This is a genomic window from Streptomyces sp. NPDC051913 (assembly GCF_044593635.1).
Lineage (GTDB): Bacteria > Actinomycetota > Actinomycetes > Streptomycetales > Streptomycetaceae > Streptomyces.
The window spans coordinates 1-14,036 of sequence record NZ_JBIUCI010000012.1; the positions used below are offsets into that span (position 1 = coordinate 1).

The window sequence follows — 14,036 nt, forward strand, 5'->3', positions numbered from 1 at the left end:
GTGGTGATGAAGTTGACCGAGCCGAGGATGGTGCCGAAGCCGGAGAAGGCCAGACCCATGATCCACATGTCGGCGCCGATGCCCGGGGAGCGGACCGCGTCCGAGAGCGGGCTGTAGGCGAACCAGCCGAAGTCGGCCGCGCCCTGCGGGGTGAGGAAGCCGCCGACCGCGATCAGCGAGCCGAACAGGTAGAGCCAGTAGGCGAACATGTTCAGCCGCGGGAAGGCGACGTCGGGGGCGCCGATCTGGAGCGGCATGATCCAGTTCGCGAAACCGGCGAACAGCGGCGTCGCGAACATCAGCAGCATGATCGTGCCGTGCATCGTGAACGCCTGGTTGAACTGCTCGTTCGACATGATCTGCAGACCAGGCCGGGCGAGCTCGGCGCGCATGAGCAGCGCCATCACGCCACCGATGCAGAAGAACGCGAAGGACGTGATCAGATAGAGCGTTCCGATCGTCTTGTGATCCGTGGTCGTCAGCCACTTCAGATGCCTCATGCCCCGCCTGTGTCCGTGCCCCGCCCGGACGTCACACTGCGGGGACGCGACGAGAATCACGAGAGACGGCTGTGACGATCCCGAGGGTGCCGGACACGAACGGAACATGAGCAACGACGACGACTTCGCCGCTGCCTATCGCGAGCACTACTGGGCGGTCAGCCGCTATGTCGCGCGGCGACTGGACGGGCGGACCGGTGAGGTGGAGGAAGTGGTGGCGGAGGTCTTCACGGTCGCCTGGCGCCGCCGCGCCGACCTCCCGCCGGTCCCGCTGCCCTGGCTGTACGGCGTGGCCCGCAACTGCCTGGCCAACGCGGTACGCGGCCAGGGGCGGCGGCGACGCCTCGTGGACCGGATGGGCAACGACGACACGGCACACGGGCGGCACATCGAGGCGGGGCCCGACGCGGAGACCCCGGGTGGATGGGTGCACGACGCGCTCGGCCGGCTCTCCCCGGCCGACCAGGAGGTGCTGCGGCTGACGGCGTGGGAGGAGCTCGGCATCGAGGAGGTCGCCGTCGTCCTCGGCTGCGGCCGGCGCGCGGCGTCGATGCGGCTGCACCGGGCCCGGCGTCGGCTGAGAGCCGAGATCGACCGGATGCGCCCCACGACCACCGTCGCCTTGAAGGAGAACGGCCATGGCTGACGAACTCGACCTCCTGCGCCGTGCCAACCCGGTGCCCACCGACGGTCCCCACTTCGGCGACGGCCCCCTCGACCACCGCGCCGAGCGGCAGCTCGACCGGCTGCTGCGGCAACGGACCTCACACCGCCCCCGGCTGTACTGGGGCCTCGCGGCCACGGCAATCGTCGCCGCGCTCGTGTCGGCGCTCCTCTTCACCGGCCAGACCACCGCGCCGGCGGTCGCCGCACCCCGCCCGCTGGTCGTGCTGGCCGACTCCACCCCCGTACCCCTGAAGACCCTGGCCGAGCGGGCGCGGGCGGTCGACGGGCCCGCGCTCCGCAAGGGCACGCACGTGCGGACCTGGAGCCTGGGCATGAGCGAGGACAAGCCGCCGATCACCTACCCGGAGGAGCGCGTCGTGCGCTGGAACGCCGACGACAGTCACACGGAGACCGTCGACGACGGCCACGAGCGCACCGAGCAGACGTACCCGCCCAGTTGGAGCGACGCCCCGCCGCAGTCGCCTCCGCCGGCCGATGTCGCCCGGCTGCGCGCCTATCTTCAGGAGGCCGCGTACAGCAGGACCCCGCTGGACACCGGCGAGCTCCTCGACGCCGTCGACTACGTGCTCGACACCTGGCAGTTCGGCGCCCGCGAGTCGGCGGCGCTCGCCCAACTACTCGCGGAAACCGACGCGTTGAAGCCCGTAGGGCAGGTGACGGACCGGCTGGGGCGGCGGGGGCAGGCGTATGTGTACGAGCATTCCGGGACCCGGGAGATGCTGATCATGGACCCGGCCACGGGTGCCGTACTCGGCCTGGAGACCACCTTCACCGAGGCGGAGCCCGAGTACGGCGTGAAGGCCGGGGACGTCATGGACTACAGCGCCTGGACGCGCTGACTCACGCCCCGAGCTGCCGGGTGGCGGCGTCCACCGTCTGCTCCAGCAGCGTGGCGATCGTCATCGGACCGACGCCGCCCGGCACCGGGGTGATCAGGGAGGCGCGCTCCACGGCCGAGTCGAAGTCGACGTCGCCGATGTTCCCCTCGTTGTACCCGGCGTCGATCACGACCGCGCCGGGCTTGATGTCCTGGCCCTTGATGAGCTTCGGCCGGCCCACGGCGGCGACCACGATGTCCGCCTCCCGGACGGCCGCCGACAGGTCCGTCGTCCGCGAGTGGCAGTACGTCACCGTCGCGTCCCGGGCGAGCAGCAGCATGCCGGCCGGCTTGCCGAGGATCGCGCTGCGGCCGACGACCACCGCCCGCTTGCCGGAGGGGTCGACGTCGTACGCGTCGAGCAGCCGCATGATCCCGCCGGGGGTGCAGGACACGAAGCCCGGCAGCGCGAAGCTCATCGTCGCGAAGGAGGCGAACGTGACGCCGTCGACGTCCTTCTCGGGCGCGATCGCCTCGAACGCGGCCCGCTCGTCGATGTGGGCGCCCATGGGGTGCTGGAGCAGGATGCCGTGCACGGCGGGGTCGGCGGAGAGCGTCCGGAGCGTGTCCACCAGCTCCTCGGTGGTGGTCGCCGCGGGCAGCTCCACGTGCCGGGAGTCGATCCCGGCCTTGCGGCAGCGGTTCTGCTTCATCCGGACGTACGTCACGGAGGCGGGGTCGGCGCCGACCAGTACGGTCGCGAGACACGGCGTCGTGCCGGTGCGTCCGGTGAGATCGGCGGCGCGCGCGGCGGTGTCCTCGACGATGCGCCGGGCGAGCGCGGTGCCGTCCATGAGCCGGGCCTGAGACATGATCCACTCCTGGGCTGGTAGTCGGTTTCGCCCAGGCGCACGGCTTCATGTCGTACGGGCCGCTCCCCGGTGGTGCTCCACCTCAGCGCCAGTCACGGCCCGCCCCCAGCCTAACGCCCGCGCCGACGGGGCTTCGGGGCCGGCCCCGGCGAGGAAGCCGACCGCCCGGGTGTGGAGATGGGCTGCGCCGATCGCCTCGGCCCAGCGGGTGGTGTCCGTGGTCAGGGCCCGCGCTCCCCTCGTCGCCGGTGTCGCGGTCCGGCACGGCGAGCAGGCCGGTGTAAAGGGCGGCCCAGTCGGCGCGCACCTCGTCGGGGACGTCATGGTGCAGCGCGTGCGCGGTGCGGCGAAGCACCGCGAGCGCGCCGGGATCTTCGTCCATGGGAAGGGCGACCGGCGCCCGGTGACGGTCCGGCTCAGCGCGGCCGGGCGCGGCGCCTTCGAAGGGCGTGCCGGGCCGGAGGAAGCGGACGAGGTCGCGTTCGTCGCAGCACTGAGCGCAGCAGAGCAGCGGACGCCAGCCGACCTGCTGCGGAAACCGGTCGTAGCGGTCGAGACCGGACCGGGTACGACCGACCGAGGCCCGCACGCGCCGAGAAGGTCCAGGTCAACCGGGACGTGATCTGGACCTTCGGCAGACTTCTCCCTACTCGTCCCATGCCTGGAGCATGATCTGTTCGGCGATCTTGCCGTCACGCAGCGTGATCATGGACTCGGCGAAGACCCGCATCCCGTCCGAGTACTCGCAGGACTCGGTGTACGCGACCTGGTCGCCCTCGACGATGCACTTCTCCAGCTTGTGCGTCTTGATGTCACGGCTGTAGACGTCCTCCAGGAGCTCGCCGATCTCGCCCCGGCCGTGCAGGATCCTCGGATTGCTGGGCTGGGTGTTGCGGTCCACGATGCGCAGCTCCGCGTCGTCCGCGTAGAGCGACAGAAGGTTCGCCGCCTTGTCGCCCTCGATGCCCTGACGCAGGGTCTCCGTGTTGAAAGCACCCATGATGACCTCCTGTGAGGCCCGCGGCCCGAGGGGGAGGGGTCGCCCGGGTCTCACCTTCGAGGCTCCTCCGCCCCGCCGGTCTCGGCAAGCGCAACGGGGGTACTGCGCCTGACGGGTGAGAGCCGCCCCGCACCCGTGTCCCCGCCCGGTGCGCCGACGTTGCTGACAACATGATCTCCACTCGACGTATCGTCGCCGTCGTCGGCCTCGCCGCCGGTGTCACCGGCCTGGCCGCCCCGATGGCAAGCGCGGCCCCCGCGGACGCCGACGCAGCCCAGCTGAGCCCGATCGCCATGCTCGACTCGCTGGCCTTGAGCGACATCCCCGCGGAGCGCCAGGCCGAGATCCCGCGCCCGTCCGAGCAGCTGGCCGGCCTCAACCGGGTCAACGACCTCAACCAGCTCACTCAGATCACCGACCTGGCCGCCCCCGTCACCGGGCTGCTGCCGGCCATCCAGTAGTCGTCCGATCCGCGTATGGACCCGTACGCGTACGTACACATCAAGGGCCGTCCGGGCAACCGGGCGGCCCTTGACATTGCCCGCGGCCCCACGGAGCATGCGTTGAGTGAGTGAATCTTGGTTCACATAGCGAACAAATTCCCTTGGTGAACAGCTTCACTCGGCGAACACATTCACGTGGCGAACGAAGAGGTCCGCATCATGCCCATCACCCGCGAACTCCTCATCGGCGGCAAGGACGTGCCCGCCGCCTCCGGCCGGACGGCCGAGGACCTCAACCCGTACACCGGGGAGGTGTACGCGACCGTCGCTGCGGCGGGCCCCGAGGACGTGCGGCGGGCCGTGGACGCGGCCGACGCGGCGTTCGAGGAGTGGGCGGCGCTGGCCCCCTTCGCCCGGCGCGCGATCCTGCTCAAGGCCGCCGACCTGCTGGAGGGCAGGGGCGACCAGGTCGCCGAGCTGATGGCGGGCGAGGCGGGCGGCACCCGGCCGTGGGCGTACTTCAACGTGGCGCTCGCCTCCAACATGCTGCGCGAGGCGGCGGCCGCCGTGACCGCCCCGCGCGGTGAGGTGCTCGCCGCCCAGGAACAGGGCGCGCTCGGCCTCGCGGTGCGCGAACCCGTCGGCGTGGTCGCCGCGTTCGCGCCCTGGAACGCGCCGGTGATCCTCGGCGTCCGGGCGGTCGCGGCGCCGCTGGCCGCGGGCAACACGGTCGTCGTCAAGGCGAGCGAGGACGCGCCGCTGGCCTGCGGCCTGTTCGTGGCCGACGTGCTGCGCGAGGCCGGACTGCCGGACGGTGTGCTCAACGTCATCACCAACGACCGGGCGGACGCCGCCGAGATCGCCGAGGTGCTGATAGCCGACGAGCGGGTACGGGCCGTGAACTTCACCGGGTCCACCACTGTGGGCCGCATCATCGGCGAGCACGCGGCACGCCATCTCAAGCCCGCCGTCCTTGAGCTGGGCGGCAAGAACGCGGTGATCGTGCTGGCCGACGCGGACGTGGACTACGCCGTCGACGCCGTCACCTTCAGCGTGTTCATGAACGCCGGGCAGATCTGCATGTCCGGCGATCGCATCCTCGTCCACGAGTCCCTCGCCGAGGAGTTCACCCGCAAGTTCGCCGCCAAGGCCGCCGCGCTCCCGTCCGGCGACCCCGCCGACCCGCACACCGTGGTCGGCCCGCTGGTCGCCGCCTCCGCCGCGCAGCGCGTGGCCCGACTGGTCGAGGACGCGGTCGCCAAGGGCGCGAAGGTCCTCACCGGCGGCGGACAGCCCGACGGCGCGGTCCACCCGGCGACCGTGCTCACCGAGGTGCCGAAGGACGCCGAGATCTATCACGCGGAGGCGTTCGGGCCGGTGTGCGTGGTGGAGACGTTCGCCGACGACGACACCGCCGTGGCCGTCGCCAACGACACCGACAACGGACTGACCTGCGGCATCATCACCGAGAACGCCACCCACGGCCTGGCTGTCGCGCGCCGCATACGCACTGGCATCGTCCACATCAACGACCAGTCGGTGGCCGACGAACCGCAGGCCCCGTTCGGAGGCTTCAAGTCCTCCGGGTACGGCCGCTTCGGTGGCCGCTGGGGCATCGAGGCCTTCTCCAACACCCGCTGGGTGACCATCGCCACCCAGCAGGCGCACTACCCCTTCTAGACGCCGTGTTCCGGCCCGGCGTCCAGGAAGTGGAAGCCGGGCCGCGGGTGCATCAGGAAGTCGTGGTGGGAGATGTTCCACGCGTAGGCTCCCGCCAGCGAGAACAGCACCCGGTCGCCGGCCCGTAGCCCGGCGGCGGGCACCCGGCGGGCGAGCGTGTCCTTCGGCGTGCACAACTGCCCGGCGAGGGTGATGTGTTCCCCCTCGGCGCCGGGCCGCGGCCAGGGGTGCGGCCATCCGTCGACGGGGAGGACCGAGCAGGGCTGGTCGTGTCCCTTCGTCGCCGGGGTCCGCAGATGGTGGGTGCCGCCCCGGACGATCGCGAACTCCTCGCCGTGGCTGCGCTTCACGTCCAGCACCTCGGTGGCGTACCAGCCGCAGTACGCCGTCAGCGCCCGCCCCGGTTCGATCCGCAGCGTCAAGTCCGGGTGCCGCTCGGTGAGTCGGGCGAGTCCGCTGCCGTAGGCGGGCCAGTCGAAGCGGCGCTCGGGTGCGGTGTAGTCGACGTGCATGCCGCCGCCGACGTTGACCTCGGCGAGCGGGGCACCGAGGCCGACGGCCCACCGCACCACGGCCTCCGCCGCCGCGAGAAGCCCGGGTGCCTCCAGGCCGCTCGCCAAGTGGGCGTGGACGCCTCGGAGTTCGAGATGCGGGTAGGTGCCGTCGGCGAGGGCGCGGACGACCTCGGTGGCCTGGTCCGGGTCCATGCCGAACGGGGTCGGCCGGCCGCCCATGGCGAGGGCACCACCCGCCAGTGAGCCGTCGTCGAGCGGCAGGTTGACGCGCGGCAGCACCGCTACGCGGCGCCCGGTCCGTCGCGCCAGCTCGCCCAGCATGCGCAGCTCGTACACGCTCTCGACGTGGAAGCGCTCAACTCCGCCTTCCAGTGCGGCCGTCACCTCGTCCGGGGTCTTGCCGGGACCGCCGAAGGCCAGCGGGCGGCCCGGCACGGCCCGGGCGACATGGGCGAGTTCACCGCCCGAGGAGACCTCGTAGCCGTCGACGTACGGACCGAGTGCGGCGAGGATCTCCGGTTCGGGGTTGGCCTTGGCGGCGTAGTAGAGCTCGACGCGCTCGGGGAGGGCGCTTCTGACGACGGCGGCGTGAGCGCGAAGGGACGCCAAGTCATAGACGTAGGCCGGTAGTTCGTCGGCGGGCAGGGATCGGACGTGGTCATGGACGGTCGGGTTGATCATCGAGTGCTCCCGGTCAGGATGTCCTCGGCGAGCGGGGAGGGCAGGCGGACATAGCCGGCCTCGCGGTCGGCCTTGCGTTCCCAGCGGGTGAGCAGATTGGCCTTCGCGGGCAACGGCACACCGGCGAGGAGGGCGGCGAGCCGCGGCGGGCAGCCGTGGCGGTCGGCGTACCGCCGGAGCGTCGCCCGCACCCGGCCCCACAACGCGGCCTCCGCCGGCGGGTGCAGGTCGGCGAGGGCGGCGAGCAGTTCGGCGACATGGTTGACCAGCAGGCAGTAGACGACCCGGTCCCAGCCGCGTCGCGCGTCGTACGTCATCGGGCCCGCCACCTCGGGCGGCAGCGCGGCCAGGGTGGTGGCATGGTGCTCGGGGAGAAGTTTGGTGCCCTCCAGGTCGCGGAAGAGGACCTGGGCGGGCATGCCGTCGCGGTCCACGCAGACCAGGACGTTCTGCAGATGGGGTTCCAGGACCAGTCCGTGGTCGAAGTAGGCGGCCAGGACCGGCGGGATCAGCAGGTCGAGATAGGCCGCCCACCAGTCGAGGGCCGCTCGGGCGTCCGGGGTGCCGAGGAGGCGGGAGATCTGCGCGTCGCTGGTCGGGTACTCGTCGGCCACCGCGGCCGCCAGCAGGGGCGTGGTGCCCGGCGCGAGCCGTGCGGGCAGGCCCTCACGGACGATGACACCGAAACCCTCGAACAGTGCCCGGTCCGGCGTGCCGTCGGGGCCGGGCAGGGCGAGGGTGCGATAGGCGGGTTCGCGGAGCACCGCACTGCCCGGGAAGCGGTGGGCGAGGTCGGCCAGGGCCGGGGCGAGGGCGCGGGTCAGCGCCACGGCCCCGGAGAGCTCGTAACTGCTGTTCTTGCGCAGGCAGTTGGTGATCCGCACGTTCAGGCTGAACTTGAGAAAGGTCTCCCCGTCGTACAGCGTGCGCACCGACGCCGTGGCCGCGAACGGCCGCCCGCCCGGGCCGAGATCGAGGACGTCACCGCGCGCGAGGGCCGCGCGCAGGGCCGGATGGTCGCGGAGGGTCTCGTACTGCCAGGGGTGGGCGGGCAGCAGCCGGTAGCCGTCCGGGAGGCCGGCGCGCGGCCGGTCCAACGGTGCGACGGCCGACGGCTCGGCGGCCTCCTCGGCGATCAGCTCGTCGCGTACGGCGAGGTGCCGCAGCGGGAAGACGGCCCCGGCCTCGGGGGCGTACGCGGACCAGGCCCGCGGGTCGCCGGTGCGGGCCTTGGGGGTGGGGTGGAAGCGGTGCCCGAACAGCAGGGACTGTTCGGAGACGAGGTAGGCGTCGGCCGTCGTCGAGGCGCCCGGGGCGGCGAGCGCGCTGGTCACGGACTCGTGGCTGGAGGCGACCTGCTCCAGGAACTCCTCGTTGCGCACACCGGTCCGCAGCGACAGTTCGTCCTGTGTGTACGCGGCGAGGCGCTGCCAGTCCACCTCCGCCCAGTCGCCGTCGCGCTGTTCGTGCACCGGCCCGGCGAAGCGGTGCGCGCCGAGCAGCGAGGTGCGGCGCAGGGCGACGCGCAACAGGACCCCGCGGCGCGGGAGCCGCAGCAGGAGCGTGCCGTCGGCGACGACACTCTGGCGTTCCGGCCCGGACACCTCGCGCAGTAGACAGTTGAGGAGGGTGTGGGCCACCACCTCGTCGGCCGAGGGCAGGACGGCGCGCGCGGGTGTGGGGGTGAGCGAGGGCATCAGCGGCTCCAGCGAGGGGTCATGGAGGGGAGGAGGGTCGCCACGGCGGTGACGGCGGCAGCGGCGGCGCCGGTCAGCACGGGCGCGGCGGGACCGAAGCGGGCGCTGCCGGCCGCGGCGACGAGGCCCGCGCCGACCGCGCCGGCCTTGGAGAAGAACTCCAGCGCCCCGAACATGCCGCCGGGCGCCCGCCCTTGGACGCATGCGGCGGCCAGCACCTGAAGACACACCAGGCCGAGGGTGAGACCGGCGCCCAGGACCAGCCGTACGGCGATCAACGCGGCCAGGTCGGTGGCCACGCCGTGCCCGGCGAGGCCGAGGGCGATGAGGACGAAGCCCAGCACGATCCCGGACCGGGGGCGGCTCCGCAGGGCCGAGTGCACGGGCAACGCGGCCACCAGGTAGCACAGGTGGGGAAGGGCGAAGAGCACCCCGGACAGGGTGGGCGACGTGCCCGGGAGCCGGTCGTCGACCAGGGCGATGAGGTAGGGGAAGGAGATGACGGTGGAGAACACGAACGCGAACTCCAGTGTGTACAGGGCCCGGAGCGAGATCACGGGCGCCGTCGCCGGAGGAGCGAGGGTGTCGCTCTTCCGCTGTTCGACCGGACCAGGTTCCGGCAGGGCCGCGAGCAGCAGCGCGGCCGTCAGCGGCAGTACGGCGAGCAGCGCGTACTGGCGGTGCGGGGACAGCCAGCCGGACAGCGTGCCGACCACGATCGGCGCCACCACCAGCGCCGCCCGGGCGCTGCCCTGCATCAGGGTGAGCGCCTTGGACAGGGCCGGGCCCTCCAGGGCCGCGCCCAGATAGCCGTTGGAGGCGGCGAACGTACCGCCCAGCACGCCCTGGAGGACGAGCGCCACGGTGAAGGTCGCCAGCGAGTCGGCCCAGCCCGCGAGCAGGAACGCGACCGTGAGCCCCAACTGGGCCCGCAGCAGGAGCCGTTTGCGGCCGTAGCGGTCGGCGAGCCACCCCCACAGTGGGGCCGCCAGCGCTCCGAACACCGTCGGCACGACGTACAGCACCCCTGCCCAGCGGGCCTGGCGGTCGCCCAACTCCGGGAGGATCGCGGTGAGATACGGCGGCAGACCGAGGGCGGCGAAGGACGCCACGAAGTAGCAGCCCGCCACCGCGTGCACCTGGCCGCGCCCGAACGTCGAGCCGGGCACCCGGACGGCCTGGGCGGCGCTCATGACGGGCCCTCGCCCGGTCGGTTCGGCAGCAGGTAGTTGGGGCCGGTCGTGTAGTGCTTGTTGATGTCGGCCGCGCCCGAACGCTCCTTGGACAGCAGGGTCCCGGCCGTGACCATCGCCTTCACCGGCAGTCGCGCAGCCAGCAGCACCCGGGCCCGCAGCTCGTCCCCGGCGTCACCGCCGAGCCGGTCCACCGCCTCCGTCAACCGGTCCCGTACGAGATCCAGCACGGCCCGGCGCCGCCGTGGCAGCCCGAACGCGTAGGCGCCCGCACACAGATGGACGGTGATGGTGGTGAACACGTCGGCCACCGGCCCGTCACCCGTGACATAGGTCCGGGCGTCGTCGAATCCCCACGGGCCGGGCAGGACCGCACCCAGCCGTCTCGGGTTGATCCGCGGCCCGTCGTCGTCCTTGAACAGCAGCCGCAGACCGCCGGGCCGCAGCACCAGCGAGACGTTCTGCTGGTGCGACTCCAAGGCGATGCCGTACCCGAACAGCGTGGTCTGCCAGTCGAAGAGCAGCGTCAGGAAGGCGTCCAGCAGTGCGAGCGGGTCGCCGCCGTAGAAGCGGTCGGCGAGGTGGTCCAGGACCGGCCGCCCGTCCGGGGCGTCGGCGAGCAGGGCGGCCAGCGGTACGACCTCGTCGCCCTCCGCGAAGACCGGGAGGCGACGGCACAGGACGGCCAGCAGTTCGTGCCCGGCGTGGGCGTACGTGCTCTCGTCGGCGTGCAGGATCCTGTCCCGGAACCGGGGTTCACGGGCGAGCACGGCCTCGAACAGCCGCTGGCCCGCCGCGCCGTCGACGAGGGTGCCGGGCTTGATGGACCGCTTGTTGCGCAGGCCCAACGTGGCCGTGGCCAGGGGGAGTTTGAGGTGGCAGGTCGCGTCCACGGCCACCGTGCGCATCGACAGGGTCGGTACGACGTCGAGGTGGGCGCGGTCGGCGAACACGGCACCCTCGGGGAGGCCGCCCTCGCGCAGGGCGCCCACGGTCAACGGGTGCACCGGCAGCGGGAGATGGGTTCCCTCGGCTGCGGGCAGCGCGAGTTCGGCGCAACTGGGCCAGAACTTCGGCAGCGTGCCGGTGAGGGTGACGGACTCGCGGGGCAGGGCCAGCCAGCGCAGGGCGAACCGGGGGTGGAACTCAGGTGCGTACGCGAGCAGGTGGGATGCGGAGAGGCCGGAGCGTCCGCGCCCCGTCGGGTACACGGGGTGGTCGAGTCGGGCCGCGAGCGCGTCGTACGCGAGCGGCGGCCACTGGGCGGAGTCCGCGCCGAAGCCGACCGGAGTGGCCGCGTGCAGTCGCATCGTCTCCAGCGTCTGCCGGCACTCCTCGGCGAAGGCGTCGTAGCCCGCGCGGTCGACGGGGTCGGCGAGTGCGCGCAGTGCGGTGAGGGCGGCGTCGTACGAGGTCAGCTCGGCGCCGTCCGACTCGCGGACGAGCAACGGCAGCCGGGCGGCGTACTCGCACTGGAAGCCGTCCTCGGTGACGGGCAGGAGGAGTGCGTCGTCGTCGGTGGGCAGTCGCAGCCAGCGGCCGTCCGGACGGTCGGCGAGGGTGCTCAGGGTGCGCAGGCCCGCGACGTCCTCGCGGAGGAGGGCGCTGAGGACGCGGGTCAGCAGCTCTGCTTCACAGGTCGCCGTCATGGCCGGATCTCCCAGCGCAGGCCCGCCAGGAAGTCGGCTGCCACCCGGTCCACCGTCGGCTGGTCGGTACCGGTCGCGCGCAGGACGCCGAGGTAGTCGCGGTTGGTGCGGTACAGCTCGTGCCGCTCGCCCGGCGCCCGCAGCGGACGGTACGTCAGATGCACGCCCTCCACGGTGAGTTCCGCGGCGGACGGGGCTTCGGCGAGGAGACCCGCGCGGTCGGCGCACGGGTACTCCAGGCGGGCTGCCCCGACGGGTCGGGCACCGAGGTCCGCGGGAAGCGGTTCGCCGAGGTGGGTGCGGAGGACGTGCTCGAAGAGCGGGATCTCCAGGAGCCCTGCCAGCAGCAGGTCGCACTGGTCGCCGATGGCGCGGTAGTTGACCTCGATGATCCGCGCTCGCCCCTCGTGCACCACGAACTCGGTATGGCAGGCGCCGAACCCGACGCCCAGGGCGTCCAGTTGGGCGAGAACCTGGGTGACGACGGGCGTGGGGTGGGTCGGGACGAAGGTGAGCCGCTCCTCGACGAAGTACGGCGGGGGCGACAGCTCGGTGTGGAAGCCGCCCAGGACGTGTCGGACCCGCCCGTCGCCGAGGGTCTCCAGGGTGTGGAGCTCACCGGGCAGGTACTCCTCCACGACCAGGACGGTGCCCGGGCGGCGGTCGAAGACGGCCTTGGAGTGGACGGCCAGCTCCTCGGGGCCGGCGACGAGGACGACGTCCTCGCTGGCCACGCCCTCGCGCGGCTTCACCACACAGGGATAGGGCGCGTCGGTGAGGGCGGTGGTCGGTGCGGTGATCTCGGTCGACCAGACCGTGTCCACGCCCGCGGCGGCGAGCCTGCGCCGCATCTCCGCCTTGTCCTTGCAGCGCAAGGTGGCCCGCCAGTCCTTGCCGGGCAGCCCGAGGTAGGTGGCGGCCAGGGCGGCCTGGGTCTGGAGGTGGTCGCTGTTGGTGAAGACCGCGTCGGGGCGGTGGTGGGTGGAGATACGGGTGACCACGGCCCGGAAGTCACGGACGTCGCACGCCAGGACCTCGACGTTCGGATACGTGGCGCGGTGGGCTCCGGGCTGGTCGGTGAGGACGGTGACGTCCAGGCCCAGCCGGTCGGCGGCGGGCAGGAAGCCCTCGGTGACCGAGTCGGTCGGATTGAGGGCGAGCAGGTACAGGCGCATGGGTGACAGGGAACTTCCGCTAGTGGGTGGGGGGTTGCGGGGGCGGGCCCGGCTCTGGGGTCGTGGCCCGCCCCGGTTCAGCGGGAGTTACTCGGCGGGGAGCTCGACGCCGGTGGCCTTCGCGACGTCCGCGAGCATCTGCTCCGCGGCCTGCACACCGATGCCGGACATCCAGGTCTCGTCCGGCACCTCGAAGACCTTGCCGTCCTTGACGGCCGTGAGGTCCTTCCACACAGGGTTGGAAGTGACCTGCTTCTTCTGGGTCTTGTCGTCGACGTCCGCGGAGGTGACGAAGATCAGGTCGGCGTCTGCCTGGTCGATCTCCTCGGGGCTGACGTCCTTCATCGTGACCTCGGGGTCGTTCGAGACCTGCGAGGCGGGCCGCTCGAAGCCGATGTCGTTCAGGACGACGCCGCTGTAGGAGTTGGACTGGTAGAGACGGGTCGGACCGGCGATGAAGCGGACCACGGACGCGGTCGGCATGGTGCCGCCGTCCTTCTTCCTGATGGCCTCACCGAGCGCCTTGGCCTGGGTCTCGTACTCCTTGAGCTTGGCCGCGGCCTCCTTCTCCAGGCCCAGGGCCTCGGCGTGGACCTTGAGGTTCTCCTTCCAGACACCGCCGGTGGTCTCGGTGAAGACGGTCGGGGCGATCGCGCTGAGCTTGTCGTAGACCTTCTCGTGGCGGACCTTCGAGGACAGGATCAGATCGGGCTTGAGCGAGGCGATCTTCTCCAGGTTGGGCTCCAGGAGCGGGCCGACGTCTGCGGTGTCCTTCAACTCGCCCTTCAGATAGGCCGGGAAGCCGCCCTCGGTCTTGAAGTGCGGGGCGACCGCGCCGACCGGGTCGATGCCGAGCAGGGTCACGTCGTCCAGCTCACCGGTGTCGAGGACGACCACCCGCTCGGGCCGGGAGGGGATCTTCACCTCGCCCATGGCGGTCCTGAGGGTGCGCGGGAAGGCACCCGAGTCCGCGGCGGGCCTGGCGGCGGTGGAATCGTCGGAGTCCGAGTCGCTGCCGCAGGCCGCCAGGGCGGCCGTTCCGAGTATCACGGCGAGCAGGGTGGCCGGAATCCTTCTGATTCCGGGCAGGGCGAAGCGCTGGAACATGGGGGGTTGGTTCTTTCTTC

14 protein-coding genes and 1 riboswitch are annotated in these 14,036 nt (G+C 72.1%); of the genes, 5 read left to right on the plus strand and 9 right to left on the minus strand.

The annotated features are described in order from the left end of the window. The coding region (locus ACIHIX_RS31250) for a cbb3-type cytochrome c oxidase subunit I (RefSeq protein WP_399962001.1) at window positions 1–500 on the minus strand (500 nt) is incomplete at its 3' end. A gap of 106 nt (window positions 501–606) precedes the next feature. Here ACIHIX_RS31250 and ACIHIX_RS31255 point away from each other — a divergent pair. Beyond that, window positions 607–1,146, plus strand: coding sequence for an RNA polymerase sigma factor (locus tag ACIHIX_RS31255; protein WP_399962003.1), 540 nt, complete (start codon window positions 607–609; stop codon window positions 1,144–1,146). Continuing rightward, on the plus strand, window positions 1,139–2,026 hold the full coding sequence (locus tag ACIHIX_RS31260; RefSeq protein WP_399962005.1) for a CU044_5270 family protein: 888 nt from the start codon (window positions 1,139–1,141) through the stop codon (window positions 2,024–2,026). The genes ACIHIX_RS31255 and ACIHIX_RS31260 overlap by 8 nt, the downstream gene beginning before the upstream one ends. A gap of 1 nt (window position 2,027) precedes the next feature. Here ACIHIX_RS31260 and ACIHIX_RS31265 read toward each other — a convergent pair whose 3' ends face one another. Further along, entirely contained in the window at window positions 2,028–2,876 is an 849-nt protein-coding gene (locus ACIHIX_RS31265; protein WP_399962007.1) for a bifunctional 5,10-methylenetetrahydrofolate dehydrogenase/5,10-methenyltetrahydrofolate cyclohydrolase, read from the minus strand. 22 nt (window positions 2,877–2,898) lie between these two features. Beyond that, a riboswitch (ZMP/ZTP riboswitch) is annotated at window positions 2,899–2,982 on the minus strand. 63 nt (window positions 2,983–3,045) lie between these two features. On the opposite strand from ACIHIX_RS31265, the gene ACIHIX_RS31270 reads away from it, so the two are divergent. Continuing rightward, window positions 3,046–3,498: a hypothetical protein gene (locus ACIHIX_RS31270; protein ID WP_399962009.1), complete on the plus strand. Its 453-nt coding sequence runs from the start codon at window positions 3,046–3,048 to the stop codon at window positions 3,496–3,498. A 24-nt stretch (window positions 3,499–3,522) separates the two neighbouring features. Here the strand turns inward: ACIHIX_RS31270 and ACIHIX_RS31275 are convergent, their stop codons facing one another. After that, window positions 3,523–3,876, minus strand: a complete 354-nt coding sequence (locus ACIHIX_RS31275; protein WP_399962011.1) for a nuclear transport factor 2 family protein — start codon at window positions 3,874–3,876, stop codon at window positions 3,523–3,525. 170 nt (window positions 3,877–4,046) lie between these two features. On the opposite strand from ACIHIX_RS31275, the gene ACIHIX_RS31280 reads away from it, so the two are divergent. Together ACIHIX_RS31280 and ACIHIX_RS31285 are read left to right on the plus strand one after the other, a co-directional pair. After that, a complete protein-coding gene (locus ACIHIX_RS31280; protein WP_399962013.1) occupies window positions 4,047–4,337 on the plus strand; it encodes a hypothetical protein in 291 nt (96 codons plus the stop codon). 201 nt (window positions 4,338–4,538) lie between these two features. Next, a complete protein-coding gene (locus ACIHIX_RS31285) occupies window positions 4,539–5,999 on the plus strand; it encodes an aldehyde dehydrogenase family protein (RefSeq protein ID WP_399962015.1) in 1,461 nt (486 codons plus the stop codon). Here the strand turns inward: ACIHIX_RS31285 and ACIHIX_RS31290 are convergent. The 6 genes from ACIHIX_RS31290 to ACIHIX_RS31315 form a co-directional block, all read right to left on the minus strand. Then, window positions 5,996–7,195 carry a type III PLP-dependent enzyme gene (locus ACIHIX_RS31290; RefSeq protein ID WP_399962017.1) on the minus strand — a complete coding sequence of 400 codons (1,200 nt, stop codon included), beginning with the start codon at window positions 7,193–7,195 and terminating at the stop codon, window positions 5,996–5,998. The two genes, ACIHIX_RS31285 and ACIHIX_RS31290, sit on opposite strands and share 4 nt — an antisense overlap. After that, window positions 7,192–8,892 (minus strand): IucA/IucC family protein, encoded by a 1,701-nt coding sequence (locus ACIHIX_RS31295; protein ID WP_399962018.1) that lies wholly within the window; start codon window positions 8,890–8,892, stop codon window positions 7,192–7,194. Before ACIHIX_RS31295 ends, ACIHIX_RS31290 begins: the two co-directional genes overlap by 4 nt. Further along, the gene (locus tag ACIHIX_RS31300) at window positions 8,892–10,085 is read right to left on the minus strand and encodes an MFS transporter (protein WP_399962020.1); all 1,194 of its coding nucleotides are present in this window, start codon (window positions 10,083–10,085) and stop codon (window positions 8,892–8,894) included. Before ACIHIX_RS31300 ends, ACIHIX_RS31295 begins: the two co-directional genes overlap by 1 nt. Then, window positions 10,082–11,734, minus strand: coding sequence for an IucA/IucC family protein (locus ACIHIX_RS31305; RefSeq protein WP_399962022.1), 1,653 nt, complete (start codon window positions 11,732–11,734; stop codon window positions 10,082–10,084). Before ACIHIX_RS31305 ends, ACIHIX_RS31300 begins: the two co-directional genes overlap by 4 nt. Then, window positions 11,731–12,909 (minus strand): acetyl-CoA carboxylase biotin carboxylase subunit family protein, encoded by a 1,179-nt coding sequence (locus ACIHIX_RS31310; RefSeq protein WP_399962024.1) that lies wholly within the window; start codon window positions 12,907–12,909, stop codon window positions 11,731–11,733. The genes ACIHIX_RS31305 and ACIHIX_RS31310 overlap by 4 nt, the downstream gene beginning before the upstream one ends. Window positions 12,910–12,996: 87 nt before the next feature. Further along, entirely contained in the window at window positions 12,997–14,016 is a 1,020-nt protein-coding gene (locus tag ACIHIX_RS31315; protein WP_399962026.1) for an ABC transporter substrate-binding protein, read from the minus strand. Window positions 14,017–14,036: the final 20 nt, after the last annotated feature.

Excerpts from the sequence above, each read along its gene's own strand:
- ACIHIX_RS31255 (WP_399962003.1), top strand. The coding sequence starts at position 607 with ATGAGCAACGACGACGACTTCGCCGCTGCCTATCGCGAGCACTACTGG.
- ACIHIX_RS31260 (WP_399962005.1), top strand. The coding sequence starts at position 1,139 with ATGGCTGACGAACTCGACCTCCTGCGCCGTGCCAACCCGGTGCCCACC.
- ACIHIX_RS31265 (WP_399962007.1), bottom strand. The coding sequence starts at position 2,876 with ATGTCTCAGGCCCGGCTCATGGACGGCACCGCGCTCGCCCGGCGCATC.
- ACIHIX_RS31275 (WP_399962011.1), bottom strand. The coding sequence starts at position 3,876 with ATGGGTGCTTTCAACACGGAGACCCTGCGTCAGGGCATCGAGGGCGAC.
- ACIHIX_RS31280 (WP_399962013.1), top strand. The coding sequence starts at position 4,047 with ATGATCTCCACTCGACGTATCGTCGCCGTCGTCGGCCTCGCCGCCGGT.
- ACIHIX_RS31285 (WP_399962015.1), top strand. The coding sequence starts at position 4,539 with ATGCCCATCACCCGCGAACTCCTCATCGGCGGCAAGGACGTGCCCGCC.
- ACIHIX_RS31290 (WP_399962017.1), bottom strand. The coding sequence starts at position 7,195 with ATGATCAACCCGACCGTCCATGACCACGTCCGATCCCTGCCCGCCGAC.
- ACIHIX_RS31295 (WP_399962018.1), bottom strand. The coding sequence starts at position 8,892 with ATGCCCTCGCTCACCCCCACACCCGCGCGCGCCGTCCTGCCCTCGGCC.
- ACIHIX_RS31300 (WP_399962020.1), bottom strand. The coding sequence starts at position 10,085 with ATGAGCGCCGCCCAGGCCGTCCGGGTGCCCGGCTCGACGTTCGGGCGC.
- ACIHIX_RS31305 (WP_399962022.1), bottom strand. The coding sequence starts at position 11,734 with ATGACGGCGACCTGTGAAGCAGAGCTGCTGACCCGCGTCCTCAGCGCC.
- ACIHIX_RS31310 (WP_399962024.1), bottom strand. The coding sequence starts at position 12,909 with ATGCGCCTGTACCTGCTCGCCCTCAATCCGACCGACTCGGTCACCGAG.
- ACIHIX_RS31315 (WP_399962026.1), bottom strand. The coding sequence starts at position 14,016 with ATGTTCCAGCGCTTCGCCCTGCCCGGAATCAGAAGGATTCCGGCCACC.